Below are 24875 nucleotides of genomic sequence, written 5' to 3'. Positions count from 1 at the left end.
AGAGATGATTATCCGGGTGTTCCGTGCCACTGTCCGCGAAGACAAGATCAAGGAGTTCAAGGACTTCCTAACCAACACAGCTATGCCGCATGTGCGCCGCCAGCCGGGACTGGTCTCGGTCACGGCCGGGCTGCCGCGGCCGGATTCGCCCTCCACCTTCTGCGTCGTCATGGTCTGGGAGAGCATCGAGGCGCTGCAGGCCTTTGCAGGCGAGGACTGGGAGCAGCCGCATGTGCTGCCGGAGGAAGACCCGATGGTGCTGAGCCGCCAGATCGACCATTATGACATGATCGGGCTACTGAGCTGACAGGCCGGAGCTTACCTGCGGGACTTAGCCACCCCCGCGCCAGCTGTAAACGGTTTCGCTGTCCGCTGGCGCCGGCGTGAAGCCCGCCTTTTCCAGAACCCGGGCCGAGGCGGCGTTCTGCTGCATGACACCACCGGACAGTGTGACGCCGCTGCCGCGGAAATGCGCCTGCAGGCCGCTGATCAGCTCGCTCGCCAGGCCCTGCCCCCAGGCGGCTTCGGCAAACAGATAGCCCAGATTGCGGGTTTTGCTGCCGTCCTCCGGATCAGACAGGATCATCAGCCCGATGCCCTGCCCCGTAGCACCGCGCAAGCCGATCACTTCAGCCTGCTGCGCCACAGCCGCCAGAAAATCCCGCCGGGCCTGATCGCTGTCCTGCGTCTGGAACCCTTCCGGCAGCCATTGCACCACCTTCGGGGCAAACAGACCCGCCAGCTCCGCCTCGGTCAGCTCCTGCCAGCGTGCAGCACTCAGGCGGCTGGTCTGCAGATCCAGCAGGCTCATGCGCTGACCGCCTTCTGCACCATGTCCCAATAGACCCGCTCCACCTCATCCAGCGACAGCCGCCCCTCGGAGCGGTACCAGGTGTTGACCCCGTTCAGCATGGCAATCACCGCCAGCGTTGCAATCTTGGTATCGGAAATGCGGAACACGCCCTGCTCCACCCCCTCCTTCAGGATCCCTTCCACGCCGTTCTCATAGTCCCGGCGCAACGTTTCGATGACGGCGAAATTCTCTGCGGTCAGGTTGCGCAGCTCCATATAGGCGATAAACACCGCATCCGGGCGCTCCTGGTGAAACCGGATGTGAAAGCCGGTGAAGGTCCGCAGCCGCTCCATCGCGCCCGCAGCCGGCGGCACCGCATCCCAGGCGGCCAGCAACTCCGCCATATGGCCTTTCATCAGGCTGAACAGCAGGCTTTGCTTGTCCGGCGTGTAGTTATACAGCGCCCCCGCCTGAACCCCCACATCCTTGGCGATCTGGCGCATGGAAACCGCAGCATAGCCTTGCTGCGCAAACAGCCGCAAAGCGGTCTCGCGGATCTTGGGGCCGGTAATACCAGAATGGGAACCTTGCGTACGTGCCATGCGCTGACCGTAACTGAACAAACGTTCAGATAAAAGAGTGAGAATGACCGAAGGCCAGCCAGCCCTTTACCCGCATGGCCGCGCCATGCCAATCCCCCGCCCCGCCTGCGGGAAATCAATTGTGCCGCCGCGCCGGACCTCCTAAAACCGGCGGGGTAATAGACAGGGGCTTCCTCGATGCAGGTTTGGGCACGGATCGCAATTCTTCTGGCTTTAGCGGCGGCCGCCGCCTGCACCCGCGTGCCCGAACTGGAGGACCGGTTGACCCCGGACTTGCGCGGCGCGGGCTATCCGGAACTGCTGCCGCTGGATGACGCATTGGAACCGCTCGGCCCGCCGCAGCAGGCCAGTGCAGATCTGCAAGATGAACTTGACGCCCGCAGTGCCGGGCTGAAACGCCGCGCCGAGGCGGTGAAAAACGCCGAATTCTAGGCTGTTCCCGGCTTTCCCATCCGCATGTGCCGCAGGCAGGCAGGAGCGGCGTTGCACGCCCGCGCCGAACCGGCTAAGGCGGGGCTGAGCATTTCGGAACAAAGGACCTCCAGCTATGACAGAACCGCTTCGTCTTGGGATTGCAGGTTTGGGCACGGTTGGCATCGGCGTGGTAAAAATCATCCGCCGCCACGCTGCGCTGCTGGAGGCGCGGACCGGGCGGCCGGTTGTGATCTCGGCGGTCTCCGCACGCGATGCCGGCAAGGACCGTGGTGTCTCGCTGACAGACTACGCTTGGGAAACCGATCCGGTGGCGCTGGCCGTGCGCGACGACGTGGATGTGTTTGTCGAACTGATGGGCGGCCATGAAGGCGCTGCCAAAGCCGCAACCGAAGCCGCGCTCGCTGCTGGCAAGGATGTGGTCACCGCCAACAAGGCGCTGCTGGCCATCCACGGCCAGGCACTGGCCGAACAGGCCGAGCGCTCAGGCCGGGTGATCCGGTTCGAGGCAGCTGTGGCCGGCGGCATCCCGGTAATCAAATCGCTGACCGAAGGCTTGGCCGGCAATGAAATTACCCGCGTCATGGGGGTGATGAACGGTACCTGCAACTTTATCCTCACTCAGATGCAGGCCACCGGCCAGGGATATAACGCCCTGTTCGAGGAATGCGGCCGCCTGGGCTATCTGGAAGCCGACCCGAACCTGGACGTGGGCGGCATTGACGCCGGCCACAAGCTGGCGCTGCTGGCCTCCATCGCCTTTGGCACCAGGCCGGCGTTTGAGGACGTGCAGCTGGAAGGCATCCAGCGGATCCAGCTGGCAGACATCAAAGCAGCCGCTGATATGGGCTACCGCATCAAGCTGCTGGGTGTGGCGCAACGCACCGCCCGCGGGCTCGAACAGCGCATGTCGCCTTGCCTGGTGCCTGTCAATTCTCCTTTGGGCCAGCTGGAAGGCGGCACCAACATGGTGGTGATCGAGGGCGATTCCATCGAACAGGTTGTGCTGCGCGGCCCCGGCGCCGGCGAAGGCCCGACTGCCAGCGCGGTGATGGGCGATGTCCTGGACCTGGCCCGCGGCCTGCGGATTGCCACCTTCGGCCAGCCCGCCGAAACGCTGCAGGAAGTACCGGCAGCCCAGACCGGCCTGCCCGCGCCGTTCTATCTGCGGATGGGGCTGCTGGACAAACCCGGCGCGCTGGCCAAAATTGCCGCAGTGCTGGGCGATGCCGGCGTTTCCATCGACCGGATGCGGCAGTACGGCCATTCCGAACCAACGGCCCCGGTGCTGATCGTCACCCATAAATGCACCCGCGCTGCGCTGGATGCGGCACTGGACCGCCTCGCTGCCACCGATGTGGTCGACGGCACGCCGGTTGCGCTGCGCATTGAAGAGGTCTGAACTGCCCAATACGCCGAGAATCGGCGGATTTGATCACTGCGGCCTGAATTTCCTGCCGCGGTGAACGCTATCGCCTCTTGCGAGCCTGCCCTGCCCCGCGCTATTCGGCTTTAAAACGCCCAATTCACATCTGACCCGTTGAGACAGGATTTCCGGTATGACATCGAACACCTCTGACGCGCCTTTTCATGACCGTATGCTGTCGCTGGGCCTGGCCCGCGTTGCCGAACAGGCCGCGCTGGCCTCTGCCTCGCTGATCGGCCGCGGCGACGAGAAAGCTGCCGACCAGGCCGCCGTGAATGCCATGCGCGAGCAACTGAACCTGCTGGACATCGCCGGCGTGGTGGTGATCGGAGAAGGCGAGCGAGACGAGGCGCCGATGCTGTACATCGGCGAAGAAGTCGGCACCGGTAACGGCCCCGGCGTCGACATCGCCCTGGACCCGCTGGAAGGCACCACGCTGACCGCCAAGGACATGCCGAATGCGCTGACCGTGATCGCCATGGGCCCTCGCGGCTCGATGCTGCACGCACCGGACACCTATATGGACAAGCTGGCAATCGGCCCGGGCTTCGCCGAGGGCGTGGTCTCGTTGGAAATGTCGCCGCGCGAACGCGTCGAAGCGCTGGCCAAGGCCAAAGGCTGTGACCCCGCCGACATCACCGTCTGCATCCTGGAACGCCCCCGCCACGAGGCGATGATCGCCGAGGTGCGCGAGACCGGCGCTTCGATCCGGCTGATCACCGATGGCGACGTCGCCGGCGTCATGCACTGCGCCGAGAGCGAGATTACTGGCATCGACATGTATATGGGCCAGGGCGGCGCACCTGAAGGCGTGCTGGCAGCCGCTGCATTGAAATGCATGGGCGGCCAGATCTTCGGCCGCCTCTTGTTCCGCAACGACGATGAAAAAGGCCGCGCTGCCAAGGCCGGCATCACTGACCTGGACCGCGTCTATACCCGCGACGAGATGGTCACCCAGGACGTGATCTTTGCCGCCACCGGTGTCACCGGCGGCTCGCTGCTGCCCAGCATCAAGCGCACCCCGGGATGGGTTGAGACCACCACCCTGCTTATGCGTTCCAAGACCGGTTCGGTGCGCCGCATGTCTTACCGCACGCCGCTGGCGCCGCATCAGGCTTGAAGGTTTCGCCGGGAAGCGGCTTGGGCCGCGGCCTCCGGCGGGAGTATTTGGAGAAAGATGAATGGGCCGGATCCGATTGGGTCCGGCCTTTGCATATGGGGGCAGATGATGAGCTTTTTGGGTGTTGAGCAGTCCTTGACCGGCCGCCGCTGGGTTGGCCCCGGCGTTGAGGTGGACCGCGCGTCCGAGATGATGGCGCAGCAGACCGGCCTGCCCCGCTCCGTCTGCCAGGTTCTGGCCCGGCGCGGCGTGCCGGCGATGGAAGCCAAGGGGTTTCTGGAACCAAGGCTGAAAGAGCTGTTGCCCGACCCGCGCGAGATGAAAGACATGGAAACGGCCGCTACAAGGTTTCTGGCGGCTGTGCGCAGCCGCCAGCGGATTGCGGTCTTTGCCGATTATGACGTCGACGGCGGCAGCTCTGCCGCGCTGCTGCTGGTATGGCTGCGGCAGATGGGTCTGGAAGCAACTCTGTACATCCCCGACCGCATCGACGAGGGCTATGGCCCGAACGTGCCTGCCATGCAGCAGCTGGCCGCCGCCCATGATCTGATCATCTGCGTGGACTGCGGCACCCTCAGCCATGAGCCGATTGCCGCTGCCAAGGGCGCCGATGTGATCGTGCTGGACCACCACCTGGGCGGCGAGACCTTGCCCGGCTGCGTTGCGGTGGTGAATCCCAACCGGCAGGACGAGAGCGGCGATCTGGGCTATTTCTGCGCGGCGGGCGTGGTGTTCCTGATGCTGGTAGAAGCAGGCCGGCAACTGCGCGAGGCCGGTGCCAAGGGACCGGACCTGATGGCGCTTCTGGACCTGGTGGCGCTGGCCACAGTGGCGGACGTGGCACCGCTGATCGGCGCCAACCGCGCCTTGGTGCGCCAGGGACTGAAGGTGATGGGCGCACGCCGCCGTCCCGGCCTGGTGGCGCTGTCCGATGTCAGCCGCATGGATTCGGCGCCCTCCACCTATCATCTTGGTTTTCTCCTGGGGCCGCGGGTCAATGCCGGTGGACGCATCGGCAAGGCGGACCTGGGAGCGCGGCTCTTGTCCACCGACAACCCGCATGAGGCCGCTGCCCTGGCCGAACGGCTGGATGAGCTGAACACCGAACGCCGCGACATTGAAAACGCCGTGCGTGCCGCTGCCCTGGAACAAGCGGAAGACCGCGGGCTGGACGCCCCGCTGGTCTGGGCCGCCGGCGAGGGCTGGCATCCCGGCGTGGTCGGCATCGTCGCATCCCGGCTGAAAGAAGCCGCCAACCGCCCCGCCGTTGTGATCGGTTTTGACGGGGATGAGGGCAAGGGGTCCGGCCGCTCTGTATCCGGCGTCGACCTGGGCGCATCGATCCAGCGGCTGGCGGCAGAAGGGCTGCTGGTCAAAGGCGGCGGCCACAAGATGGCGGCCGGCCTTACCGTGATGCGGGACAAGCTGGAGCCGGCGATGGCGCGGCTGTCGGACCTTCTCGAAAAACAAGGCGCAGGCCAGGGCGGACCGGCAGACATCAAGCTGGACGGCGCCTTGATGCCCGGTGCCGTGACGGTAGACCTGATCGAACAGATCGAGCACGCCGGCCCCTTTGGCGCCGGCGCCCCTGCCCCGCGCTATGCGCTGCCGGATCTTCAGGTGCGTTTTGCCAAGAAAGTGGGCGAGAGCCATCTGAAACTTTCGCTCAGTGACGGCATGGGCGGCGGCGTGGACGGGATCTGCTTTGGCGCCTTTGACACTGCGCTTGGCCCCCGGCTGTTAGAACACGGCGGCGCCCGCTTCCATTTCGCAGGACGGTTGGAAGTGAACAGCTGGGGCGGCCGCCAAAACCCGCAGTTGCGCCTGGAAGACGCGGCCGAAGCCTGATTTTTCAAAGGCTTGGAGGCTGTGGATAAGATTTTTCACTATTGTCCGCTTTTTCCCTTGCGGGATCTGGCTGTTGCCACTAAACACCCGCTCACGCACAGAGTGGCCCGTTCGTCTATCGGTTAGGACGCCAGGTTTTCAACCTGGAAAGAGGGGTTCGATTCCCCTACGGGCTGCCACTTTTCCCCTATACGACAAATACCTGAGAGCGCCCCACTGACGCGTGGTTTTTTCGTGCCTTTTCATTATCTTAACACCCGAATACCTGGCTGGGAAAAACTTGACGTTTGCGCAAAGAAACCTCTTGCGCCCGGCAATGGCAATCAGTAAACACCGCCTCACAGACAGCGTGGCCCGTTCGTCTATCGGTTAGGACGCCAGGTTTTCAACCTGGAAAGAGGGGTTCGATTCCCCTACGGGCTGCCACTTTCCCCGGCATGTGAATTTAGATCAAACACCCGCGGCCCCCGGCCACTCGCTGCTGGAATGCTTTGCTGTTTTACGGTTCAAACAGCCGCCCCAGGCGCGGAGATCCCCGCAGAACACGGTGCGCAGCGCCCTCCGGCTGACCACGCCATACCCTCTCGCCCGCCTGCTCAATTGGTGTATCTACGGCGCCACCTTCCGATCCTGCTCAGGAGATCCGCAGCGCCGAAAACCAGCGCAGGCCAATGCTTTCCCCAGAGGCAGTGGCATTGCAGTTCTCAGCGCACCACCAGCTATCGCGCGTGCCGATGGTGCAGATGGTGCGGTCGCGCTGCTGAAATCCAGGAAAACACGCGTAGCGCCGCCCCGGGGGCCAACGGCAGGTGCAAACAGCCGCGGCAGCGGCTGCTTCCGATCTCGCAAACCGGAATTCCTCAGGCGGCCGGACCTGGTGCCGCCGCTTGGGGCATTGCAGCCTCGCCGCTGCTGCCCAGGTCTTCTTTCTCCATGCCTTCGCGGTAGAAGAAGTGCTGCGCCCGTCCGGCGCGTTTGGCCGCATACAGCGCCAAATCCGCCTGGTTCAGCAATTGCTGAGCATCCGGAACTTTTTGCCAAGTAGACAGCGTTGTGCCGGCGCTGGCGGAAATCCGGCAGGTCAGGGCGCCAAACGGAACCGGCTCCTCCAACCGCTGGATCAGCCGTTTGGCAATGGCGGCCAGCCTGGCAGTGTCCAGAACACCCTCGAGGATCAAAACAAATTCATCACCGCCAATACGGGCAACGGTATCGGACTGGCGGGTGCAATCCACCATGATCCGGGCCGCCTGCTGCAGCACCGCATCGCCAGCCGCATGGCCCATCGTGTCATTGACCTGCTTGAAAAAGTCCAGGTCCAAATGCATCAGCGCAAATTCACGGCCGCTGTTGATCAGCCGGTCCAGCACATGATCCATCGCCCGGCGGTTTTTCAACCCGGTCAGCGTGTCGGTAAAGGCCTGTTCCTCAGCGGCGATCTTGGCTCCCTGCAACCGCGTGTTCAATTGGCGCGACGCTTCCATCGCGGCCGATTTTGCCTCCACCAGGTAGAGCATTTCGATGGTCAGATCGGTTGGCGAAAAATCAGCGCTGGTCAGATCGTAATCGCGCACCGCCTCCAGCACGGAGATTCCGAAAGACAGGTTGACGAAGACGCCCTGCCCACCAGGCAGCGGTGTGCATACGCCTTTCAGGCCGGTTTGCGGCCCGTCCCGGAACTGCAGATGCAGCTTGCTTCCGGAAGTCTTCACCAGATCCTCCATTGACCGCACCGAACGCGGCCGCGACAGGTCGAACACCCGGAAGAACCGCCGCCCCTCCCAGTTCAGCTGCGGCCGCAGCTTTTTCAGCGTCGGCCCGGCAGAAATGATCCGCCCCGCAGGATCGGCAACCAGGTACATCGGACAAATCACGCCTGCCATGTTTGCCAGCTGCTCGAGAGTCATCATAAGGAATGCGCCCCCAGATCAAATTCACGCCCGGCGGCGAATTTGGTTTCGACGAGCGTGATCGAAATCACCTCTGCCCCGTCCTGTGTGCCGCTGTGGTCCAGAAACACAAGATCGCCGTAGTCATCCGCCATCGCCCGCAGAACCCCGATCAGAACATAGGCATAGCCGGGCAATCCAGGCTGGCAAACCAACTCGAACTGTTCCGGCGCCTGTTCCAGAAGCTCAAGCCCCGGCAGGTGCAAATCCGACACCGCCAGCCGGGCCCGGTCCGGCAAGTCATCCAGCGAATGCAAAAATTCAACGTAATTCACCCCGCCAAAACGCAAAAGCCGCCGCAGCGCCTCCACTTGCGGATTGGACACCAGAAATGTGCCCATATCTTCCAGCATTTCCGGCAGCGGGCGTGCCAGAACTTTTTCCATCGCCGTCAGCATCTGGCTCGATTGCTCTTCAGAATAGAACAGCATCGCCTCGAACTCGGTAAAGCCGAGCCCCGCCTCTTCCATAACCTCTTCCCAGCGGTCCGCTCCGTAGGTACTGGTCACAAAAGCCTGAATCGCCCTATTGATCAGACCGTGCATACAATGGCCCCTCTTTGCCTTTGGCACAGTTTTGACGCATCGAGGTTAAGAAAGGACCAACAAAGCGAATTTGCGCGATGGCACGCGCGCGTTTCTTCTGTAACTTTCAACCCTTGCACGAACCCTGCACCCTCAACAGCAAAAACCGGCCATAGGCGCAGCGCGGCCATTGTCTGGCCGCCGGCCCTGCGGCGGACCGCATCTGATACCTAGTACATAATCACACACACCTGCGCTACGGCGCTGATCCGTTCAGCGCCGCTCCCTACTGGACCGGCTGACACCAGGACGCAAGGCTGCGGCTCTGTATCCGCGCCAAACCGGCTGCTTCCAACCTGCCACCCGCACAACGTGTTTGCCCCCTGCTGCCCACGCACAAAAAAAGCGGAGGGGCTGCCTCCGCTTATCCTGCTGGTGAAAGGTCCCGGAGGCTCAGAAGTCCGTCGGCGCCCCGCCCTCGGTCTTGCGCCGGGCAACGAAATCCGCCAGTTCGTCGCGAATCGCCGCATCCATCGGCGGCTCCTCGAAATCGGCAATGATCTCCTTGAACAGTTTGTGGGCGCGCTCGGCTGTCCAGGTCGCACCTGCCGCCTCCCAAGCCTCGTAGTTGCGCCAATCGCTCAGGAACGGCTGATAGAAGGCCGTGGCATAGCGGTCCTGGGTGTGCTGGATGCCAAAGAAGTGGCCGTCATTGCCGACTTCCCTGATTGCATCCAGGGCGATCTCATCGGGGCCGGTGGCCGAGATCTGCGGCTGCATGTAGCGCTCGATCTGCTGCAGGATCTCGCAATCCATGATGAACTTCTCGGGGCTGGCGATCAGCCCGCCTTCCAGCCAGCCGGCCGCGTGATAGACCATATTGGTGCCCGACTGCACCGCCGCCCAGAGCGAATTTGAGGTCTCCCAGACCGCCTGCCCGTCCGGCACATTGGCGGCACAGACGCCCGAGGACCGCATCGGCAAACCGTAGAATCGCGCCATCTGACCGGTCATCTGGGTCGAGCGCATGTATTCCGGCGTACCGAATGCAGGCGCACCCGATTTCATGTCCACGTTCGAGGTGAAAGTGCCGATCACGCAGGGCGTTCCCGGACGCACATATTGGAACAGTGCAATCGCACAAAGGCTCTCGGCAATCGACTGCGCCACCGCGCCTGCCATGGTCACCGGCGCCATTGCCCCAGCCAGGGTGAAGGGTGACACCACGATGGCCTGGCCGCGCCGCGCCAGCCGCAGGCAGCCGTCGATCATCGGAAAGTCGTGCTTCAGCGGCGAGGTGGAGTTGATGTTGGTATACATATGCGGCTTGGCATCGAACTCCTCATGGCTGAGCCCGCCGGCAATCCGCACCATCTCCATCACATCCTCGACCCGTTCCTTGCCCAAGGAGTAGGCATGCATCGCCTTGTCGGTGAGCGTGAGTTTGTCATAGAGCACATCCAGATGCCGGATTGAGGCATGGATGTCCACCGGCTCCACCGGATAGCCGCCGGCAAAGTGGATGCAGTTGAAATACTGGGTCAGCTTCAGCAGGTTGCGGCATTGCTCGCGATTGCCCGCCACTTTCCTGTTCAGCTCCATGTCCCAGTAATTCGGCGGCGAGGAGACATTGCCGAACAGGATGTGATTGCCGCCCAGCGGAATGGTCCGGTCGGGATTGCGCGGGGTAATGGAGAATTCGCGGGGCGCCTTGCCCACCATCTCCATCACAAAGTCCCGGTCCATCCTGACCAGTTCGCCCTCAACCTTGACACCGGCCTGCTTGAAGATCTCCAGCGCCTCCGGGTTCAGGAACACCACGCCGATCTCTTCCAGGATGCGCATGGCGCCCTCGTGGATTGCCTGTATTCCTTCCTCGCTCAATGGCTCGGTCGGCCGGTCGATGTTGACCGGGATCTGCCAGGGCATCTGCTCCAGCGCGGCACTGCCGCGCCGGGCCGCCGCGCCTGCCCTGCCTCCGCCCCGCCGCCTGCGCGCGCTTGTGTCTGCCATGCCGGTCTCCCCTAGATCCGAGTTTCCAAAACGCCGATAGCCACCAACTGTGCCAATCCAAGCCGCCTGAAACAGTCCAAACCCGACCATCGCTGTCGTTTTTGCAGTGCGATCCGGCGGTTCAGGATATTTCTGTACACTTATGCCTAGTGTGCCGCGGAAAAAACCGGCGTACAAAACTGCACGCCGGCCGAAACGGGCGCCGCCGTTTCAAGACGCGGGAATCAGCGGGCGGTCAGCTCAGCGGTCCATCCAGGCCGGGATATGGCCGATATCGGGCAGCACGATATCCGCATGCGGTGTCAGCTCATCGCGCAGGGCCATGCCGGTCAGCACGCCGATCCGCAGCATTCCCGCAGCTGCTCCCGCCTCCAGATCATGGCGGCTGTCGCCCACCATTGCCGCCCGGCCGGGAGCGACGCCCGCAGCCTTGCAAAAGGCCAGCAGCGGATCCGGCGCCGGTTTGGCCCCATAGCCGCTGTCGCACCCCGCGACAAAGGCAAAGCGGTCCAGCACCCCTGCCCGCTCCAGCTGGCTCCTGGCAGAGATTTCCGCGTCATTGGTCATCACCCCCAGTACCTTGCCGCGCGCCAGCAGGCTGTCGAGGAACGCCGCCAGCGGCACCGCCGGCGCCAGCTCCGCCTCCGCCGCGCTCAGCGCCAGGAACACCGCCAGTTCTTCGACGCCCATATCCGCCACAAATGGCGCCAGCACCTCCGCCACCTCATCGTTGGAGCCGGCAATCACCAGGCTGTCGGGGTTGAACGCCTGCCGCTCCAGATCATAGCTGATCACTTCAGCCATAGCCTCCAGCACCGCCCGGTCGCCCTTGGCCAGCGTTTCAAGCACCCGGGCCGCCCAGCCGTTCCAGGTGGCAGCAAAGTCAAACAAGGTTCCGTCCTTGTCGAACAGAAAAGCATCAACAGGCATGGCGGGTCCTTTTTCCGCTGCAGTCGGCCCGGACCCTAGGCACAGGGCCCGCCAATCTCAAGTCCAGTTCACCTGCGCACCGCCCGGAAGCGACATCCGCGCCTGCAGCGGCGCCTCATAGGCCAGCCCCTCGCCGTCGCAGAACTGCATCACCCAATTGTCGTCCATCGTTAAGAAATCGAGCACCGAGCCAAGAAACTCCGGCTCGGACGCCCGCGCCCGCAGATCTGCCTCGCTGGCCCCGGTTGCGCCCAGAAACACCGGCAGCAACTCATCATTTCCGGCCAGCCAGGCCAAAGCCTTCAGCGCCAGAGTCTCTGCTCCATCAGCGGAAATCCGCATGTTCACCACACTCCTGCCGCATTGCGGTCAATTTAGTAAAAATCCGAAAGGGTTTCTTAACCAGTCTCAGCAAAACTCCAAGGCATAGGATTTGCAAGGGGCGAAAGGATACCGCGTGCAAGGCACTATCCTGGTCATCGATGGCGTCTCCACCAACCGCATCATGCTGAAGGTGCAACTGGCGGCTGCCTATTACGATGTGGTCCAGGCCGGCAGCGTCGCTGAGGTGCTGCAGGCCGCTCGCCGGCACCGCCCCGACCTGGTGCTTTGTGCGATGTCGCTGCCCGATGGCTCCGCCGCGGATGTGAAACGCGAATTGGCCGGGGATGACGCCCTGGGCGATCTGCCGGTAATCGCCGTCTCCGACTGGGAGGGCTCCAAAGCCCGGCTGGCCGCGCTGGCCGCAGGCATCGACGATGTGCTGCAGCAGCCGGTGGATGACGTGATCCTGCAGGCCCGCATCCGCAGCCTGCTGCGCGCCCGCAGCGGCACCGAGGAACTCAACCTGCAGCGCGATGTCTCGCACGGCTTCATCCTGCCGCTCAGCGACCGCGCCTGCGCCGAGGATCTGCGCGGTGCCTCCGTCGCCTTGGTGGCGCAGGATCCCCGCACCGCCAGGGCCTGGCGTGACCGTCTTGCCGGCCGGCTGCCCTATGCACTGCGCACCCATTCCATCAGCGACATCCAGGGGCTGATGCAGGCTCCGGTGGCTGATGCCATCATCATCGAGCTGACCGAGGCTTCGGCCGGCCCCGGCCTGCGGCTGCTCGCCGATCTGCGCGCCCGCGCCGCCACCCGCCAATCGGTGGTGATCGCGGTGCCCAACCCGGCAGATCCCCATATCGCCGCCGAAGCGCTGGACCGCGGCGCCCATGACGTCTTGCAATCCGGATTCGATGTCGAGGAGCTGGAGCTGCGCCTGGCCGCCCAGCTGCAGCAGAAAGTCCGCAAAGTCCGGCTGCGCGACAGCGTCCGCAACGGGTTGCGCGCCGCCGTGCTGGACCCGATGACCGGGCTCTATAACCGCCGCTACGCCAAACCCTTTCTCGACCGGACTGCTCATTCCGCCGCCGCCAACGGCGAGAAATTCGCCGTCATGCTTGCCGACCTCGACCACTTCAAGCGGATCAACGACCTCTACGGCCACCCGGCAGGCGACGCCGTGCTGATCGAGGCCGCGCGCCGCATGCAAGCAGTGCTCCGCCCGGCCGACCTGCTGGCCCGCGTCGGCGGCGAGGAATTCATGGCGGTTCTGCCTGGCGCCACCGAGGCCGAAGCAGGCCTGGCTGCCATCGCCCTGTGCAACGCGATCAACAGCGCCCCGTTCGAAGTGCCCGGCGCCGCCGAACCGGTCAAAATCACCATCAGCATCGGTGCGGTCATGGGCGGCGGCGGCAACGCGGACAACACTGCGAGCCTGGTCGAAAAAGCGGACCAGGCGCTTTACAGTGCCAAGGACGCAGGCCGCAACCAGGTGACCCTGCCGCGAGAATGCACTCAGGCCGCGTGACCGGCGCCGGACAGCTCTCTGCCAACTGCTGAGCTGATGGTCTGCATCACCCCAAGTTCCTGCAGCCCGCAGGCACACGGAAATCAATAGCAGTGAAGTTTACTGCCCCCCAAGTGCTGTCTCCAGCAGGGAGGGGGCACCAATGCATGTCTCCAGCCGGAACTTGCCACAGCAAGGGTGCCCGGATATTCCCGAACTGCCAGCCTTGCTCAGCGCCCGCTACTCCGAATTGCGCCGCCGGTGCCAATTCTCACCCCGCCGCTCCATTCGCTGCTCCATCCGGTCCGCGAAAGAGGCGCGCTCTTCCGGTGTCATCGCCGCGACCTTGCGCACCCAGGCTTCCTGCACTTTGGTGTGGAAAGCATGGCGCGCCTCGGCCTGGCCGCGCAGCATTGCCAGCAGGGCGTCTGCATCGAAAGCGCCGCTGCGCAAGGCCGCGATCACTGCCGCGCCCTCGGCATGGCGGCGCTTGAAATAGCTGCCATGATCGCCGCCCGCCTCCTGCCGCAGGGCTTGGCGGGTGTCACGGTCCAGCCCGCGGAAGATCATCGCCCCGACCGTCGGCGGCCGCTGCCAATGCCTGTCCTTGCCGCTGACCCGCCAGGCTGCCCCAGCGGCAATACCGATCACCGCCAGGTTCAGCGCCAGCGACACCGCCAGCAGCAGTTTCAGCCACAGCTTCATTCCGGGTTTGCCGCCGGTGTTCAATGCAGCGCTCATTGCAGGTCCCCGCTTAGCATCACCGCCATGTCATAACTGTCATCGGGCAGCGCTGTGCTGCTGTCCTCATAGCCGGCCAGCGCCAGCGGATCCGGCACAAAAGACGGCGGCGCCATCCCGATCCACAATCCTGCTGCGCTGGCTGCCGCAAACCCGCCGATGGCCGGCCAGCCGCCGATCGCTTCGATCAGCTGCCGCCACAACGGCTGCCGTGCCGCCCGCGCCGGCGCCGCCGCTGGAAAGCCGGCCTGCGCCCGCACCGCATCCGCCAGGATGGCCGCATTCAGATGATGCGGCACCGCAGGCGGTTCGCGGCGCGCCGCAGCGAACAGATCGTCCAGCTCTTGCAATGCTTTATCCGTGTCAGCCATCACTATATCCCAACTCTTCGCGCCGCCCGGCCAAAGCCGCGGCCAGCGCCCGTTTGCCCCGGGCGGTCAGACTTTCCACCGCCTCGACGCTGATGTCCATGATCCCGGCGATCTCCGGGTTGGACAGTTCCTCCAGATGCCGCAGCACCACCGCCTGCCGCTGACGTTCCGGCAATTGCATCAGGGCCGCCTGCAGCGCATCCAGCCGCGCCCCCTCCTGCAGCGCCTCGGCCGCCGAGCGTGCCGGATCCGGCGGCTCGGGCACCGCATCCAGATCCACATGCCCGCCGCGGGCGCGCCGCTTGCGGTCGATGCACAGGTTCATCGCCACCCGGTACAGCCAGGTAGAGACCTGCGCCTCTCCCGGCCGCCACTCCGGCGCCATCTTCCACAACCGCAGCATCGCCTCCTGAGTCACATCCTCGGCCTCGGCGCGGATCCCCATCACCCGCATCGCAACCCCAAAGACACGCGGGCTCAGCCGCGCGGTCAGCTCCGCCGCCGCGCGGCCGTCGCCATTGGCATACAGCACCAGAAGCGCATCGTCGGAGACCTCCTCCGCCGTGGCACTCATGGCTGCCGGACCCGAATCAGGGGCCCGGCGCCGGGATATTTCCGCCTTGTGCAGCACCGGTTAGCGATCAGTTCTGCTCCGTGTTGTCCCCGTTGCTGTCCCCGTTGCCGTGACGGTGCTTGCCGCCGTGGCGCATCCGGGCCTCTTCAAACTCTTCCTTGGAGATGCTGCCGCTGCCGTCGGCATCCATCCGGTCGAACATCCTGCCTGCCCGGCGCGGCTGCGGCATCTCGTCCTTACTCAACGCGCCATCGCCGTCCTTGTCAAAGCGTTCCAGCATCCGGGCGGCCTGCTCATTGGCCTGTGCCTGCGCATGCGCCTGCATTTCCTCCAGCGTCAGCACGCCGTCGCCGTCGGTGTCCGCCTTGCCAAAGCGGGCTTCCTTCATGGCCTGGATTTCCGCCTTGGTGACCTCGCCATTGCCGTCGGCGTCGATTTCCTCAAAGGACATCTTCGGCCCATGGCGGCCATCGCCCTTGGCCAGGGCCGCGCCGCCTGCGGCCATTCCTGCGGCGGCAACAATCGCGGCGATGAACGTGACGTGTTTCATATCGTCTTTCCTTTGTCCTGCGGCAGCCTCTTGCTGCCCGATGCATAAGAAAAACGCAGCCGCCCGGCAGATCCGTCGCAAAATTCTCAAATTAATTCCCTGCCCCGCACGTTGCGGCAAACCGGCGCAAGACCGGGCCTTTCCCCTTTCGCCGCAGCCGCGAAACGCGCAAAGATATGCCCAGCACACAGGATAGTTTCATGACCGAGTCTTCAGCCGCGATGGCGTCCGACGCAGACACTGACCGCCCCGCAATGCCGGCCTTGGCCAAGGGCTGGCGCTGCAAATGCCCGGCGTGCGGCCAGGGCAAACTGCTGCATTCCTATCTCAAGGTGAACACCAGCTGCAGCCACTGCGGCCTGGACCTGGCACATGCGCGGGCCGACGACGGGCCCGCATACCTCACGATCCTGATCGTCGGCCACATCATGGCGCCCTTGATGCATGTGGTCTATTTCTCCTGGCGGCCTGAACCGCTGGTGATGTTCACGGTTTTCACGATTGGCTGCGTCGCCTCTTCCTTGTATCTGCTGCCGCGGATGAAGGGGATTGTCATTGCCTATCAATGGGCGCGGCGGGTGCATGGGTTCGACAATGAGTCTCTGGCGGGAAAAGGGCAGTAAAGGCATGAGCGACACATATCTCAGCGGTGAAACCACCATCGACAAAACCGCAATCCGCAATGCGGCGACCGTTATCGCCATGCGCGGCCGGATGGCGGAGGACCCGCAGGTTCTGATGGGCCAGCGCGGCGCCAAGGCCGCTTTCATGCCGAACAAATTTGTGTTTCCCGGCGGTGCCGTCGATCTGGCGGACGCAGAAATCCCGCTTGCCGCGCCGCTTTCCCCTCTCTGCCAGGAGCGTCTGCACGACAAGGCGCCCGCAGGGGTGCATCACGCCCTCAGCGTCGCCGCGGTGCGCGAGCTGTGGGAGGAAACCGGCCTGATCCTGGGGGAACCCGGTGCCTGGCACGGAGAGGTCCCGGAAGACTGGCAGGGATTTGCCGCCACCGGCCACGTCCCCTCTGCCCGCGGCATGCAGTTCGTGTTCCGCGCCCTGACCCCGCCGGGCCGTCCGCGCCGGTTTGATGCGCGTTTTTTCCTGATCGACGCCGACCAGATCACCGGCGACCTGGATGATTTCTCGCGCGCCGCGGATGAGCTGTCGCATCTGCAATGGATCCCGCTCAGCCAGGTGCGCAGCTTTGATCTGCCGTTCATCACCGAGGTGGTGCTGGCCGAAGTCACCGCCCGCGTCCGGGACGCCGAGCCGCCGCAAAGCGTGCCCTATTTCCATAACAATGACGAGGCCAGCCTGTTCCTGCGTCTGAAGGGTTATCCGATGCCCGCGAACGGGTAACCTTGCCCTGCGCCCAAGACGTCCCGGAAAGCACCTGATTTCCGGGACGGGATTATCGCATGAGACCGGCGCCCTTGCCGCAGGCGGACCCGCTTACAGCGCCAGCACCAGCGCCAGGATTGACAGAACCAGCAGCCCCATGCCCGTCAGTTCGCGGGCCGTTACCTGTTCCTTGAAGAACAGCACCGAGGCCAGCAGCGACAACAGCAGCTCCACCTGCCCCACCGCCTTGACATAGGCGGCGTTCTGCAGCGTGAAGGCCCAGAACCAGCAGAACGAGCCGCCCATGCTGGTCAGCCCCACCCAGACCGCGACCCGGCGCGCGGCCCAGACCCGGGCGATTTCGCCCCTGTCCCGCAGTCCCAGCCAGACAAGCATGAACAGCGTCTGCAAGCAGACCACCGCCGCCAGCGTCACCCCGGCGCGAAAGGCCGCCTCCAAATCCCCCAGCTGCAAGGCGGCCCCGCGATAGCTGACAGCGGAAAAGGCAAACAGAACCCCCGACCCCAGCCCCAGCTGCGACGCCCGGTTGGTCAGATGCCGCCACCAGCCCCCCTGCGCGTCCGGTGTCCTGGACAGCACCAGCACCGCCGACAGCCCGATCAGGATCGCCACCCAGCCGCCAAGGCTGACCGGGTCGCCCAGAACTGCCAGACCGACGATGGCGGTCTGAATGACTTCGGTTTTTTTGAAGGTGATGCCAACCGCAAAATTGCGCTGCTTGAACAGGGCCACCACGCAGACGGTGGCCAGGATCTGCGCGGTGCCGCCAATGGCGGCGAACATCCAGAACAGCGGCCCCAACGCTGGAAGCGGCCGGCCCGAGGCCGCCAGATAGGCCGCCAGCCCCGCCAGGATAAACGGTGCGGAATAGACAAACCGGGCGAAGGTGGCCCCGCCCGGCGACAACGTCACGCTGCTCAGCATTTTCTGCAGCATGAACCGCACGGTCTGAAAAGAGGCAGCGGCAATCGATACGGGAATCCAGGCGAACATGCTGCCGCTTATGCGCGGTTATTTCTCCTGTTGCCAGAGCGGATGCGGAACCGGATCCTTGGCGTGCAGCAGATAGTTGCGGAGAATCTGCAGGTAGTTGCGGTAGACATAGCCGCCGTTGGCCTGCAGGAACTCCGCCCGGCGCGTCTGATACAGCCTAGGCAGCGCATGCCAGGGAACGCCCGGATGCCTGTGATGCACCGCATGAAGGTTGTTGTTCAGGAATAGAAAAGCCAGCAGCCCGCTGTCCTCGATCACCACCGAGCGGCCCTGGGCGGTTTCATGCGCCCGGTGCTCCAGAAAGGTGCGGATCTTCAGCAGCCCAAGCCCCGCATAGGCGCCCAGCACCGCCGCCCACAGCGGCGCCGGCGACTGCAGCACCACCCATATCACCGGCACCAGGCCCAGAACATGCAGGATCCAGTCGCGCACAATCCCTGGTTCGCCCCTGCGCGCCAGCCGCCAGTCGCCCGCCATGAAGCAGACCTGCCCCATCAGCGGCCCCAGCACCACCCGGCCCAGCAGTGTGTTGTTCATTCTCAGCAGGCCCTTGCGCCAGCCTGGCAGCTTGGTCCAGATTGCCGGATCCTGAAAATTGCTCTCCGGATCATCATATGGATCTGTCAGCAGCTCATCCTCATGATGCGCCAGATGGGTGTCGCGGAACCGGCCATAGGGGATCGCCATACTCAAGGGAAAAAACAGCAGCGCCTCGTTCAGCCAGCGTCTGCGGAACGGGTGGCCATGCAGCGCCTCATGGGTCAGCGAGGAATGCAACGCCGCCATCAGGCCCAGCGCCGGCACGGTCAAGGCCAGACTGACCGGAGGCAGCAGCCACAGCGCCGCCAGCCAGCCGCCGTGGCAGGCCAGGATCAGCGCCAGCGTGCTCCACTCAACACCGTGCGGCATGTAGTCGTTGCGCCCTTCAGACATGGCTGCGCCCCCACTGGACTTTCGACCAGACGCGTTCGTAGATCAGGTAGATGGTGAAACCGATGCCAGTATTGACCAGTGCCATCATCCCGCCGGTCTTGGCAGACCCAGTGGCGATCAGCCCCACCAGCGTCATCATCGCCAGCCCAAGGATGTTCCAAATCACCGCCTTCACGATTGAACGCCTCCGCGTTTCCATTCTGCCTCCTGTCATTTTTTGATAAGTGCTTGTTTCCACACTATCCTGTTCTGCACCTGTGCAGAATTCCGAATGCAGTTAACAAAATTCAGCGGATGTGATAATTTCAAACACATGATGGAAAATATCGACAAACGGGTGCGCGCTGCACAGTTCCGGCAAAGGCTGAACCGGGCGCTGCGCGACAGCGGCCTCAGCCAAAGCGCCCTGGCCCGCGCCGTTGGCGTCGACCGCTCCACCATTTCGCAGCTCTTGACGGATGAAGGCGCGCGGCTGCCAAACGCCCATGTGGTCGGCGCCTGCGCCGGTGCCCTGGGGGTTTCCGCCGACTGGCTCCTCAGCCTCTCCGACCGGCCCGAAAGCGCGGCGGAACTGCTGGCCTCCAGCCTCACTCTCACCGAGGCACCACGGGCGCTGGTGGATGAGCGGATTTTTGAATGGCATCAGGAAGCGCTTGGCTACAAGATCCGCCACGTGCCCGCCGCCCTGCCCGACATGCTGAAGACCCGCGCCCTGCTGGAATGGGAATACTCCCCCCACCTGGGCCGCACCGCTGATCAGGCCATCGGCGCGTCCGAGGACCGGCTTACCTGGATGCGCCAGTCGCCTTCGGACTATGAAATCGCCATGCCGCTGTATGAGCTCGACAGTTTTGCTCATGGGGTGGGATACTACGAGGGCCTTCCACTGGAGATCCGGCTGGAGCAGCTGCAGCAATTCGTACGCCTCTGCGAGCAGCTCTACCCCCGGCTGCGGATCTATCTGTTTGATGCCAAACGGCTCTATTCCTCACCGATCACAATCTTCGGCCCGCTTCTGTGCGTGTTTTACGCAGGCACGCATTACCTCGCCTTCCGCGACAAGGAGCGGATCGCGACCTTTACCAGCCATTTCGACAATCTGGTGCGCGAGGCCGATATCACCGCACGGCAGCTGCCGGGGAGACTCAGAGCGTTGCGGGCGGCGATTTCGTAGGCAGCTCCTTACGGTATCCGCAAAACGCCGAGGGCTGCGCCCGGCCGAAAGGCCGGGGGCAGGTGTTCAGAAGATACGCCGGAAGGCGGGCTATTTGCCTGCCTTCCGGCGGCTTTAAACCTTCGGGTCCGGGTTCACCGTATGACCGTCCACCGCGATCACCTGCCCTGACACCAGCCGCGCCGCCTCCGAGCCCAGGAACACCGCCATATTGGCAATGTCGCGCGCCTCGACAAAGCAGCCCATCGAAGTGCCCGAAGCATAGCCCGCATAGACCTCGTCCCGGGTCATCCCCTTGGCCGCCGCCTCGCGCTCCAGCACGCCTTCCATCCGCGGGCCTTCCACCGCGCCGGGGCAGATTGCGTTGGCGCGGATGCCAAAGGGGCCCAGCTCCATCGCCAGCGTCTTCATCAGCCCGATGACAGCCCATTTCGCCGAACAATAGGGCGCCCGGTTCGGGTAGCCGTACTGGCCCGCAGTCGACGACGTCACGACAATCGACCCCGCCTTGGCCGCCTTCATCATCGGCGCCGCGTACTTAGCCGCCAGAAAACAGCCCTCCAGGTTGACGCTGACGCATTTGCGCCAGTCCTCCAACGCGATATCTTCGATCAGCGCGGTCGGCCCGGCGACGCCCGCATTGGCGCAGAGCACATCCAGCCCGCCCCAGTCCTCGGCGATCTCGGCAAACAGCGCCTTCATGCCTGCCTCATCGGTCGCATCCACCGCCGTTGTCCGCCAGCGGGCCGGCACATCCGCCAGCGCCACCGCGCTCACATCCGTCACCCAGACCGGATGCCCGGCGGCGGCAAAGCCTTCGGCCATCGCCCGGCCGATGCCGGAGCCGCCGGCAGTGATCAGAACCCGGCTCCCCTGTCCGGCTTTCATCTTGGCGCCCCGATCGCACGGCCCAGCCCGTCGGGCACCGGCAGCGCGGAATGCGCCTCGGCCAGCTTCAGCAGATTGGCCTCGATATGCGGCGCTGGCGGCGCCGAACGGCGGGTCTCAAGATCCACATGCAGCAGCATATGCTCCCCAGTCGCCAGCAGCCGTTCACCAGAGAACATCTCGTGCCACAGATGCATCTTCTTGCCCGCGCCCATGATCACCCGCGTCCGCACCTGGATCGGGTCGCCCGCATGCACCTCGTCGATGTGGCGGATATGGGTCTCGGCGGTGAAATAGCTGCCGCCGTTTGCGATATACTCTGCATCGCAGCCGATGATCATCATCAGCCGGTCGGTGGACTGGGCAAAGGCATCCAGGTACCGGCTCTCGGTCATGTGGCCGTTGTAGTCGGTCCAGTCCAGCGGCACGGTGCGGCTCTGGGTCAGCACCGGCTGGCTCAGGTCCGCCAGATCCGCGATCGCGCGCACCAGCCCGGCCTCGCCCTCACGGCCGTTGTCGTGGGCATTCTGCAGCGCACCGGCCCCCCAGTCATTATTGCCCAGCGCCCGCATCATGCCGACCAGGTTGTCATCCCGGATCTGCTCCATTTTTCGGATCGGCAAATGGCCGGACTGGGCATCCGACTGGCCTGCGATCAGATCAACCAGCTCGTCGTTGAATTCCGGCACATCCATCAGCTTGGTCCAGGGCCACGACAGACAGGGGCCGAACTGCGCCATGAAATGCTTCATGCCGGCCTCGCCGCCCGCCACCCGGTAGGTGTCGAACAACCCCATCTGCGCCCAGCGGATGCCAAAGCCGTAGCGGATCGCGTTGTCAATCTCCTCGGTGGTGGCAATGCCGTCCTTGACCAGCCACAGCGCCTCGCGCCAGACTGCTTCCAGGAAACGGTCCGCCACATGCGCGTCGATCTCTTTCTTCAGATGCAGCGGGTACATGCCCAGGCCCGAGATGATCTCCTTGGCCCGCTCGATTACACCTGCCGGGTTGGCCGCTGTCGTGACCAGCTCCACCAGCGGCAGCAGATAGACCGGGTTGAACGGGTGTGCCACCACGATCTGCCCTGGCGCCTCGCGCCCGTCCTGCAGCTGCGACGGCTTGAAGCCGGAGGTCGATGATCCGATCACCGCATCCGGCGCGCTATGGGCCTGCAGCTCGGCATAGACCTTCTGCTTCAGGTCCAATCGCTCCGGCACACTCTCCTGAATCCATTCGGCATCCTTCACGGCCCCGGCAATGGTGTCATGGAACGACAACTGCCCTTCTGCAGGCAGCGCCACATTGCCCAGACCGGGCAGCGAACGGCGGGCATTCGCCAGCACTTCGCCGATCTTGCGTTCGGCTTCCGGGTCCGGGTCGAACACCCGCACGTTCCAGCCGTTCAAAAGGAACCGCGCGGCCCAGCCGCCGCCGATGACCCCGCCGCCGATGATTGCTGCTGTTTTCATGATCTATCCTCTGATCGCCCTCCCTGCCACCAGCCGGTGCACAGGGGGTGTACAGGGGGTGCACCCATGGCACCCCCTGATTTCTGCTTAATGCGCCACCGGCGCACGCTTGGTCAGGCCCAGCTTCTCGCGCACTTCCTGCGGCCCGATCACCCGAGCTCCCAAGTTCTCGATGATGGCGCCGGCACGCTCCACCAGCTGCCAGTTTTCGGCCAGCTGGCCCTTTCCCAGCCACAGGTTGTCTTCCAGCCCGACCCGCACATTGCCGCCCGCCAGAACAGACGCCGCCACATAAGCCATCTGGTCCCGGCCCAGCGAGAACGCCGACCAATTCCAGTCCGACGGCACATTGTTGACCATCGCCATGAAGGTGTTCAGATCATTCGGCGCCCCCCACGGCACCCCCATGCACAGCTGCACCAACGCGTTCTGCTCCAGAATTCCCTCTTTTACCAACTGCTTGGCAAACCACAGATGGCCGGTGTCAAAGGCCTCGATCTCCGGCTTCACGCCCAGACCGGTCATCATTTGCCCCATCGCCCGCAGCATCCCCGGCGTGTTGGTCATCACGTAATCAGCCTCGGCAAAGTTCATGGTGCCGCAGTCCAGGGTGCAGATCTCAGGCAGGCATTCCGCCACATGCGCCATCCGCTCGGTCGCCCCGACCATGTCGGTGCCAGCCGGGTTCACCGGCAGCGGGTTTTCGGTATCGCCGAACACCATATCACCGCCCATGCCCGCAGTCAGGTTCAGCACCACATCGACCTCGGCGTCACGGATCCGGTCGGTGACTTCACGGTACAGCGCCAGATCGCGGCTCGGCGCGCCGGTTTCCGGATCGCGCACATGGCAATGCACCACCGCGGCGCCGGCCTTGGCCGCGGCAATGGCGCTATCGGCGATTTCCTTGGGCGAACGCGGCACATGCGGGCTGCGGTCCTGGGTGCCGCCGGAGCCGGTCACGGCACAGGTTATGAAGACGTCCCGGTTCATTTCCAGAGGCATTTTGATTTTCCCTTCAATGTACAGGGTTTTGCCTCGGGTTATCCCCAGGCTCTTCCCCAGATTCTGATTTGCGCTAAGGGCGACTCTGCCGCAGCCTTTTGCGGCACAGTTTACACCAGGCGAATCGAAGTTGATGAAATCCGCAAAAAACATCCTGCAGCCCGAGCACCAGCCGCTGAAAACCGCGGTGCTGGTGCTGGATGAATGCAACACCCTGTCCTTTGCGGCTGCGGTGGATCCGATGCGCGCCGCCAACCGGCTGGCCGGGCGGGCGGCCTTCGACTGGGATTACGTCAGCGCCACGCATGAGCCGCCGATGCTGACCAGCGGCCTCACCGTGCCCAGCGTTCCGCTGGCCCGGCTGCAGGGCTGCGAGCTGCTGATCGTCGCGGCCGGTTTCCAGCTGGCACGCCACGCCACCCCCAGCCTGCTGGCAGGCCTGCGCCGCATCGCGGCCACCGGCGCCACCATTGCAGGCATCGACGGCGGCCCCTGGCTGATGGCCGAAGCCGGGCTGCTGGACGGCCATCCGGCCACCACCCACTGGGAAGACCTGGAGAATTTCGCCGCCCGCTTCCCGGATGTGGACGCCCGCAACGACCGCTTCACGGTCTCGGAAGGCCGCCTGACCTCCGGCGGCGCAACGCCGGCGATCGAGATGCTGCTGCACATCATCAGCGCCCGCCACGGCGCCGGCTTTGCCGCCCGCGTCGCCGGGCTGTTCCTCTATGACGGCCCCGCCACCGAACCGCGCCCGCAAAGCCGCCTGGGCAGCCACAAACACAATGCGCTCACCGCCAAGGCCAACGCCCTGATGGAGGCCGCGCTGGACGAGCCGCTGCCGCTCAGCGCCATCGCCGAGACCCTGGGCACCAGCCCGCGCAGCCTGCAGCAGCAGTTCCGCCTCCGGCTCAACACCACGCCGCAGGACCACTACCTGCAACTGCGCCTGGCCGAAGCCCGCCGTCTGGTGACTGACACCGACCTGCCGCTGATGGAGGTTGCGATTGCCACCGGCTTCACCTCGCAATCCAGCTTCGCCCGCGCCTTCCGCACCGCGCACGGCACCTCTGCCCGCGACCTGCGCCAGGAACAGGCGCGGCCCACCGCGCATTAGCTGGCCGCTGAATTGGTCAGGCCAGCGGGACGCTGTTTTCCCAGATAGGATGATCCGTCATCGATCTTCCGGGGCACATTCTGGACCGCGGACCTGGAGGCAGGCCAGTAGCCGCCTCAAACTGCCGGCAACCGGGGCAGCCCGGCGGGATTTCCAGCGGCGAACACCCGGATGAAGCGGGACCGCAAGCGCCAGTATCTACGCAATTTTAGATCAGAGAGATATAGAAT

General features: G+C 64.3%; 27 protein-coding genes and 2 tRNA genes. 12 read left to right on the top strand and 17 right to left on the bottom strand.

From position 1 onward, the window contains the following. Nucleotides 1-4 precede the first annotated feature (4 nt). On the top strand, nucleotides 5-307 hold the full coding sequence (locus AC0KW6_RS11965) for an antibiotic biosynthesis monooxygenase family protein (RefSeq protein ID WP_323778778.1): 303 nt from the start codon (nucleotides 5-7) through the stop codon (nucleotides 305-307). Nucleotides 308-331: 24 nt separating this feature from the next. Here the strand turns inward: AC0KW6_RS11965 and AC0KW6_RS11960 are convergent, their stop codons facing one another. Further along, nucleotides 332-811, bottom strand: coding sequence for a GNAT family N-acetyltransferase (locus AC0KW6_RS11960; protein ID WP_474034977.1), 480 nt, complete (start codon nucleotides 809-811; stop codon nucleotides 332-334). After that, nucleotides 808-1395 (bottom strand): TetR/AcrR family transcriptional regulator, encoded by a 588-nt coding sequence (locus AC0KW6_RS11955; protein ID WP_323784182.1) that lies wholly within the window; start codon nucleotides 1393-1395, stop codon nucleotides 808-810. The genes AC0KW6_RS11960 and AC0KW6_RS11955 overlap by 4 nt, the downstream gene beginning before the upstream one ends. Before the next feature lie 177 nt (nucleotides 1396-1572). On the opposite strand from AC0KW6_RS11955, the gene AC0KW6_RS11950 reads away from it, so the two are divergent. The 6 genes from AC0KW6_RS11950 (at nucleotide 1573) to AC0KW6_RS11925 (ending at nucleotide 6647) form a co-directional block, all read left to right on the top strand. After that, nucleotides 1573-1827: a hypothetical protein gene (locus AC0KW6_RS11950; RefSeq protein WP_323784180.1), complete on the top strand. Its 255-nt coding sequence runs from the start codon at nucleotides 1573-1575 to the stop codon at nucleotides 1825-1827. Nucleotides 1828-1942: 115 nt separating this feature from the next. After that, nucleotides 1943-3229, top strand: coding sequence for a homoserine dehydrogenase (locus AC0KW6_RS11945; protein ID WP_323784178.1), 1287 nt, complete (start codon nucleotides 1943-1945; stop codon nucleotides 3227-3229). 157 nt (nucleotides 3230-3386) lie between these two features. Further along, complete coding sequence (gene glpX / locus AC0KW6_RS11940) at nucleotides 3387-4373, top strand: class II fructose-bisphosphatase (protein WP_474034976.1); 987 nt, start codon at nucleotides 3387-3389, stop codon at nucleotides 4371-4373. 108 nt (nucleotides 4374-4481) lie between these two features. Further along, complete coding sequence (gene recJ, locus AC0KW6_RS11935; RefSeq protein ID WP_474034975.1) at nucleotides 4482-6221, top strand: single-stranded-DNA-specific exonuclease RecJ; 1740 nt, start codon at nucleotides 4482-4484, stop codon at nucleotides 6219-6221. 104 nt (nucleotides 6222-6325) lie between these two features. Beyond that, nucleotides 6326-6400 (top strand) — tRNA-Glu (locus AC0KW6_RS11930). Nucleotides 6401-6572: 172 nt separating this feature from the next. Then, a tRNA-Glu gene (locus AC0KW6_RS11925) sits at nucleotides 6573-6647 on the top strand. Nucleotides 6648-7081: 434 nt separating this feature from the next. On the opposite strand, the gene AC0KW6_RS11920 is transcribed toward AC0KW6_RS11925, so the two are convergent. The 5 genes from AC0KW6_RS11920 to AC0KW6_RS11900 all read right to left on the bottom strand — a co-directional run bounded on the left by AC0KW6_RS11920 (nucleotide 7082) and on the right by AC0KW6_RS11900 (nucleotide 11979). Next, a complete protein-coding gene (locus tag AC0KW6_RS11920) occupies nucleotides 7082-8131 on the bottom strand; it encodes a GGDEF domain-containing protein (RefSeq protein WP_323775565.1) in 1050 nt (349 codons plus the stop codon). After that, nucleotides 8128-8715 carry a heme NO-binding domain-containing protein gene (locus tag AC0KW6_RS11915; protein WP_024090866.1) on the bottom strand — a complete coding sequence of 196 codons (588 nt, stop codon included), beginning with the start codon at nucleotides 8713-8715 and terminating at the stop codon, nucleotides 8128-8130. Before AC0KW6_RS11915 ends, AC0KW6_RS11920 begins: the two co-directional genes overlap by 4 nt. Before the next feature lie 432 nt (nucleotides 8716-9147). Then, on the bottom strand, nucleotides 9148-10707 hold the full coding sequence (locus AC0KW6_RS11910; protein WP_323775566.1) for a trimethylamine methyltransferase family protein: 1560 nt from the start codon (nucleotides 10705-10707) through the stop codon (nucleotides 9148-9150). Between the two features lie 240 nt (nucleotides 10708-10947). Beyond that, the gene (locus tag AC0KW6_RS11905; RefSeq protein ID WP_323775567.1) at nucleotides 10948-11637 is read right to left on the bottom strand and encodes an HAD family hydrolase; all 690 of its coding nucleotides are present in this window, start codon (nucleotides 11635-11637) and stop codon (nucleotides 10948-10950) included. Between the two features lie 57 nt (nucleotides 11638-11694). Continuing rightward, on the bottom strand, nucleotides 11695-11979 hold the full coding sequence (locus AC0KW6_RS11900; protein WP_323775568.1) for a DUF3572 domain-containing protein: 285 nt from the start codon (nucleotides 11977-11979) through the stop codon (nucleotides 11695-11697). A gap of 115 nt (nucleotides 11980-12094) precedes the next feature. Between AC0KW6_RS11900 and AC0KW6_RS11895 the strand changes: the two genes are divergently transcribed. Continuing rightward, a complete protein-coding gene (locus AC0KW6_RS11895; protein WP_474034974.1) occupies nucleotides 12095-13489 on the top strand; it encodes a diguanylate cyclase in 1395 nt (464 codons plus the stop codon). Between the two features lie 219 nt (nucleotides 13490-13708). On the opposite strand, the gene AC0KW6_RS11890 is transcribed toward AC0KW6_RS11895, so the two are convergent. The 4 genes from AC0KW6_RS11890 to AC0KW6_RS11875 all read right to left on the bottom strand — a co-directional run bounded on the left by AC0KW6_RS11890 (nucleotide 13709) and on the right by AC0KW6_RS11875 (nucleotide 15704). Then, entirely contained in the window at nucleotides 13709-14209 is a 501-nt protein-coding gene (locus AC0KW6_RS11890) for a periplasmic heavy metal sensor (protein WP_474034973.1), read from the bottom strand. Beyond that, nucleotides 14206-14580, bottom strand: coding sequence for a hypothetical protein (locus tag AC0KW6_RS11885; RefSeq protein ID WP_474034972.1), 375 nt, complete (start codon nucleotides 14578-14580; stop codon nucleotides 14206-14208). The genes AC0KW6_RS11890 and AC0KW6_RS11885 overlap by 4 nt, the downstream gene beginning before the upstream one ends. After that, complete coding sequence (locus tag AC0KW6_RS11880) at nucleotides 14573-15154, bottom strand: RNA polymerase sigma factor (protein ID WP_474034971.1); 582 nt, start codon at nucleotides 15152-15154, stop codon at nucleotides 14573-14575. The genes AC0KW6_RS11885 and AC0KW6_RS11880 overlap by 8 nt, the downstream gene beginning before the upstream one ends. A 67-nt stretch (nucleotides 15155-15221) precedes the next feature. Next, nucleotides 15222-15704 (bottom strand): EF-hand domain-containing protein, encoded by a 483-nt coding sequence (locus AC0KW6_RS11875; RefSeq protein ID WP_474034970.1) that lies wholly within the window; start codon nucleotides 15702-15704, stop codon nucleotides 15222-15224. Nucleotides 15705-15904: 200 nt separating this feature from the next. Here AC0KW6_RS11875 and AC0KW6_RS11870 point away from each other — a divergent pair, with 200 nt between their 5' ends. Further along, nucleotides 15905-16327: a DUF983 domain-containing protein gene (locus tag AC0KW6_RS11870; RefSeq protein WP_474034969.1), complete on the top strand. Its 423-nt coding sequence runs from the start codon at nucleotides 15905-15907 to the stop codon at nucleotides 16325-16327. 4 nt (nucleotides 16328-16331) lie between these two features. Beyond that, a complete protein-coding gene (locus AC0KW6_RS11865; RefSeq protein ID WP_024090876.1) occupies nucleotides 16332-17063 on the top strand; it encodes an NUDIX hydrolase in 732 nt (243 codons plus the stop codon). A gap of 93 nt (nucleotides 17064-17156) precedes the next feature. On the opposite strand, the gene AC0KW6_RS11860 is transcribed toward AC0KW6_RS11865, so the two are convergent. Genes AC0KW6_RS11860 through AC0KW6_RS11850 form a run of 3 tightly spaced genes read right to left on the bottom strand, consistent with a single transcriptional unit; the run spans nucleotide 17157 to nucleotide 19191 of the window. After that, entirely contained in the window at nucleotides 17157-18059 is a 903-nt protein-coding gene (locus AC0KW6_RS11860) for an EamA family transporter (RefSeq protein WP_474034968.1), read from the bottom strand. A gap of 18 nt (nucleotides 18060-18077) precedes the next feature. Then, complete coding sequence (locus tag AC0KW6_RS11855; protein WP_474034967.1) at nucleotides 18078-18992, bottom strand: fatty acid desaturase; 915 nt, start codon at nucleotides 18990-18992, stop codon at nucleotides 18078-18080. Further along, on the bottom strand, nucleotides 18985-19191 hold the full coding sequence (locus tag AC0KW6_RS11850; protein ID WP_323775577.1) for a DUF2061 domain-containing protein: 207 nt from the start codon (nucleotides 19189-19191) through the stop codon (nucleotides 18985-18987). The genes AC0KW6_RS11855 and AC0KW6_RS11850 overlap by 8 nt, the downstream gene beginning before the upstream one ends. A 114-nt stretch (nucleotides 19192-19305) precedes the next feature. On the opposite strand from AC0KW6_RS11850, the gene AC0KW6_RS11845 reads away from it, so the two are divergent. Then, nucleotides 19306-20166 (top strand): helix-turn-helix domain-containing protein, encoded by an 861-nt coding sequence (locus tag AC0KW6_RS11845; RefSeq protein WP_323775578.1) that lies wholly within the window; start codon nucleotides 19306-19308, stop codon nucleotides 20164-20166. 114 nt (nucleotides 20167-20280) lie between these two features. On the opposite strand, the gene AC0KW6_RS11840 is transcribed toward AC0KW6_RS11845, so the two are convergent. The 3 genes from AC0KW6_RS11840 to bcoG form a co-directional block, all read right to left on the bottom strand. Beyond that, on the bottom strand, nucleotides 20281-21054 hold the full coding sequence (locus AC0KW6_RS11840) for an SDR family oxidoreductase (protein WP_323775579.1): 774 nt from the start codon (nucleotides 21052-21054) through the stop codon (nucleotides 20281-20283). Further along, on the bottom strand, nucleotides 21051-22526 hold the full coding sequence (locus AC0KW6_RS11835; RefSeq protein ID WP_474035005.1) for a carnitine 3-dehydrogenase: 1476 nt from the start codon (nucleotides 22524-22526) through the stop codon (nucleotides 21051-21053). Before AC0KW6_RS11835 ends, AC0KW6_RS11840 begins: the two co-directional genes overlap by 4 nt. 84 nt (nucleotides 22527-22610) lie before the next feature. After that, on the bottom strand, nucleotides 22611-23528 hold the full coding sequence (gene bcoG / locus AC0KW6_RS11830) for a 3-dehydrocarnitine:acetyl-CoA trimethylamine transferase BcoG (protein WP_323775580.1): 918 nt from the start codon (nucleotides 23526-23528) through the stop codon (nucleotides 22611-22613). Between the two features lie 133 nt (nucleotides 23529-23661). On the opposite strand from bcoG, the gene AC0KW6_RS11825 reads away from it, so the two are divergent. Continuing rightward, on the top strand, nucleotides 23662-24645 hold the full coding sequence (locus AC0KW6_RS11825; RefSeq protein ID WP_323775581.1) for a GlxA family transcriptional regulator: 984 nt from the start codon (nucleotides 23662-23664) through the stop codon (nucleotides 24643-24645). The last annotated feature ends 230 nt before the right edge of the window (nucleotides 24646-24875 follow it).

The organism is Leisingera sp. SA215 (assembly GCF_055902035.1).
Note: the sequence above shows the minus strand (reverse complement) of the source record. Positions and strands in the feature narration are given on the sequence as shown.

Bases quoted from the DNA above. Each gene is read 5' to 3' on its own strand.
- AC0KW6_RS11860 (WP_474034968.1), bottom strand. From the start codon at position 18,059: ATGTTCGCCTGGATTCCCGTATCGATTGCCGCTGCCTCTTTTCAGACC.
- AC0KW6_RS11880 (WP_474034971.1), bottom strand. From the start codon at position 15,154: ATGAGTGCCACGGCGGAGGAGGTCTCCGACGATGCGCTTCTGGTGCTG.
- glpX (WP_474034976.1), top strand. From the start codon at position 3,387: ATGACATCGAACACCTCTGACGCGCCTTTTCATGACCGTATGCTGTCG.
- AC0KW6_RS11875 (WP_474034970.1), bottom strand. From the start codon at position 15,704: ATGAAACACGTCACGTTCATCGCCGCGATTGTTGCCGCCGCAGGAATG.
- AC0KW6_RS11905 (WP_323775567.1), bottom strand. From the start codon at position 11,637: ATGCCTGTTGATGCTTTTCTGTTCGACAAGGACGGAACCTTGTTTGAC.
- AC0KW6_RS11885 (WP_474034972.1), bottom strand. From the start codon at position 14,580: ATGGCTGACACGGATAAAGCATTGCAAGAGCTGGACGATCTGTTCGCT.
- AC0KW6_RS11955 (WP_323784182.1), bottom strand. From the start codon at position 1,395: ATGGCACGTACGCAAGGTTCCCATTCTGGTATTACCGGCCCCAAGATC.
- AC0KW6_RS11965 (WP_323778778.1), top strand. From the start codon at position 5: ATGATTATCCGGGTGTTCCGTGCCACTGTCCGCGAAGACAAGATCAAG.
- AC0KW6_RS11845 (WP_323775578.1), top strand. From the start codon at position 19,306: ATGATGGAAAATATCGACAAACGGGTGCGCGCTGCACAGTTCCGGCAA.
- AC0KW6_RS11855 (WP_474034967.1), bottom strand. From the start codon at position 18,992: ATGTCTGAAGGGCGCAACGACTACATGCCGCACGGTGTTGAGTGGAGC.
- AC0KW6_RS11900 (WP_323775568.1), bottom strand. From the start codon at position 11,979: ATGCGGATTTCCGCTGATGGAGCAGAGACTCTGGCGCTGAAGGCTTTG.
- recJ (WP_474034975.1), top strand. From the start codon at position 4,482: ATGAGCTTTTTGGGTGTTGAGCAGTCCTTGACCGGCCGCCGCTGGGTT.
- AC0KW6_RS11950 (WP_323784180.1), top strand. From the start codon at position 1,573: ATGCAGGTTTGGGCACGGATCGCAATTCTTCTGGCTTTAGCGGCGGCC.
- AC0KW6_RS11890 (WP_474034973.1), bottom strand. From the start codon at position 14,209: ATGAGCGCTGCATTGAACACCGGCGGCAAACCCGGAATGAAGCTGTGG.
- AC0KW6_RS11850 (WP_323775577.1), bottom strand. From the start codon at position 19,191: ATGGAAACGCGGAGGCGTTCAATCGTGAAGGCGGTGATTTGGAACATC.
- bcoG (WP_323775580.1), bottom strand. From the start codon at position 23,528: ATGCCTCTGGAAATGAACCGGGACGTCTTCATAACCTGTGCCGTGACC.
- AC0KW6_RS11945 (WP_323784178.1), top strand. From the start codon at position 1,943: ATGACAGAACCGCTTCGTCTTGGGATTGCAGGTTTGGGCACGGTTGGC.
- AC0KW6_RS11915 (WP_024090866.1), bottom strand. From the start codon at position 8,715: ATGCACGGTCTGATCAATAGGGCGATTCAGGCTTTTGTGACCAGTACC.
- AC0KW6_RS11920 (WP_323775565.1), bottom strand. From the start codon at position 8,131: ATGATGACTCTCGAGCAGCTGGCAAACATGGCAGGCGTGATTTGTCCG.
- AC0KW6_RS11825 (WP_323775581.1), top strand. From the start codon at position 23,662: ATGAAATCCGCAAAAAACATCCTGCAGCCCGAGCACCAGCCGCTGAAA.
- AC0KW6_RS11840 (WP_323775579.1), bottom strand. From the start codon at position 21,054: ATGAAAGCCGGACAGGGGAGCCGGGTTCTGATCACTGCCGGCGGCTCC.
- AC0KW6_RS11870 (WP_474034969.1), top strand. From the start codon at position 15,905: ATGACCGAGTCTTCAGCCGCGATGGCGTCCGACGCAGACACTGACCGC.
- AC0KW6_RS11910 (WP_323775566.1), bottom strand. From the start codon at position 10,707: ATGGCAGACACAAGCGCGCGCAGGCGGCGGGGCGGAGGCAGGGCAGGC.
- AC0KW6_RS11960 (WP_474034977.1), bottom strand. From the start codon at position 811: ATGAGCCTGCTGGATCTGCAGACCAGCCGCCTGAGTGCTGCACGCTGG.
- AC0KW6_RS11865 (WP_024090876.1), top strand. From the start codon at position 16,332: ATGAGCGACACATATCTCAGCGGTGAAACCACCATCGACAAAACCGCA.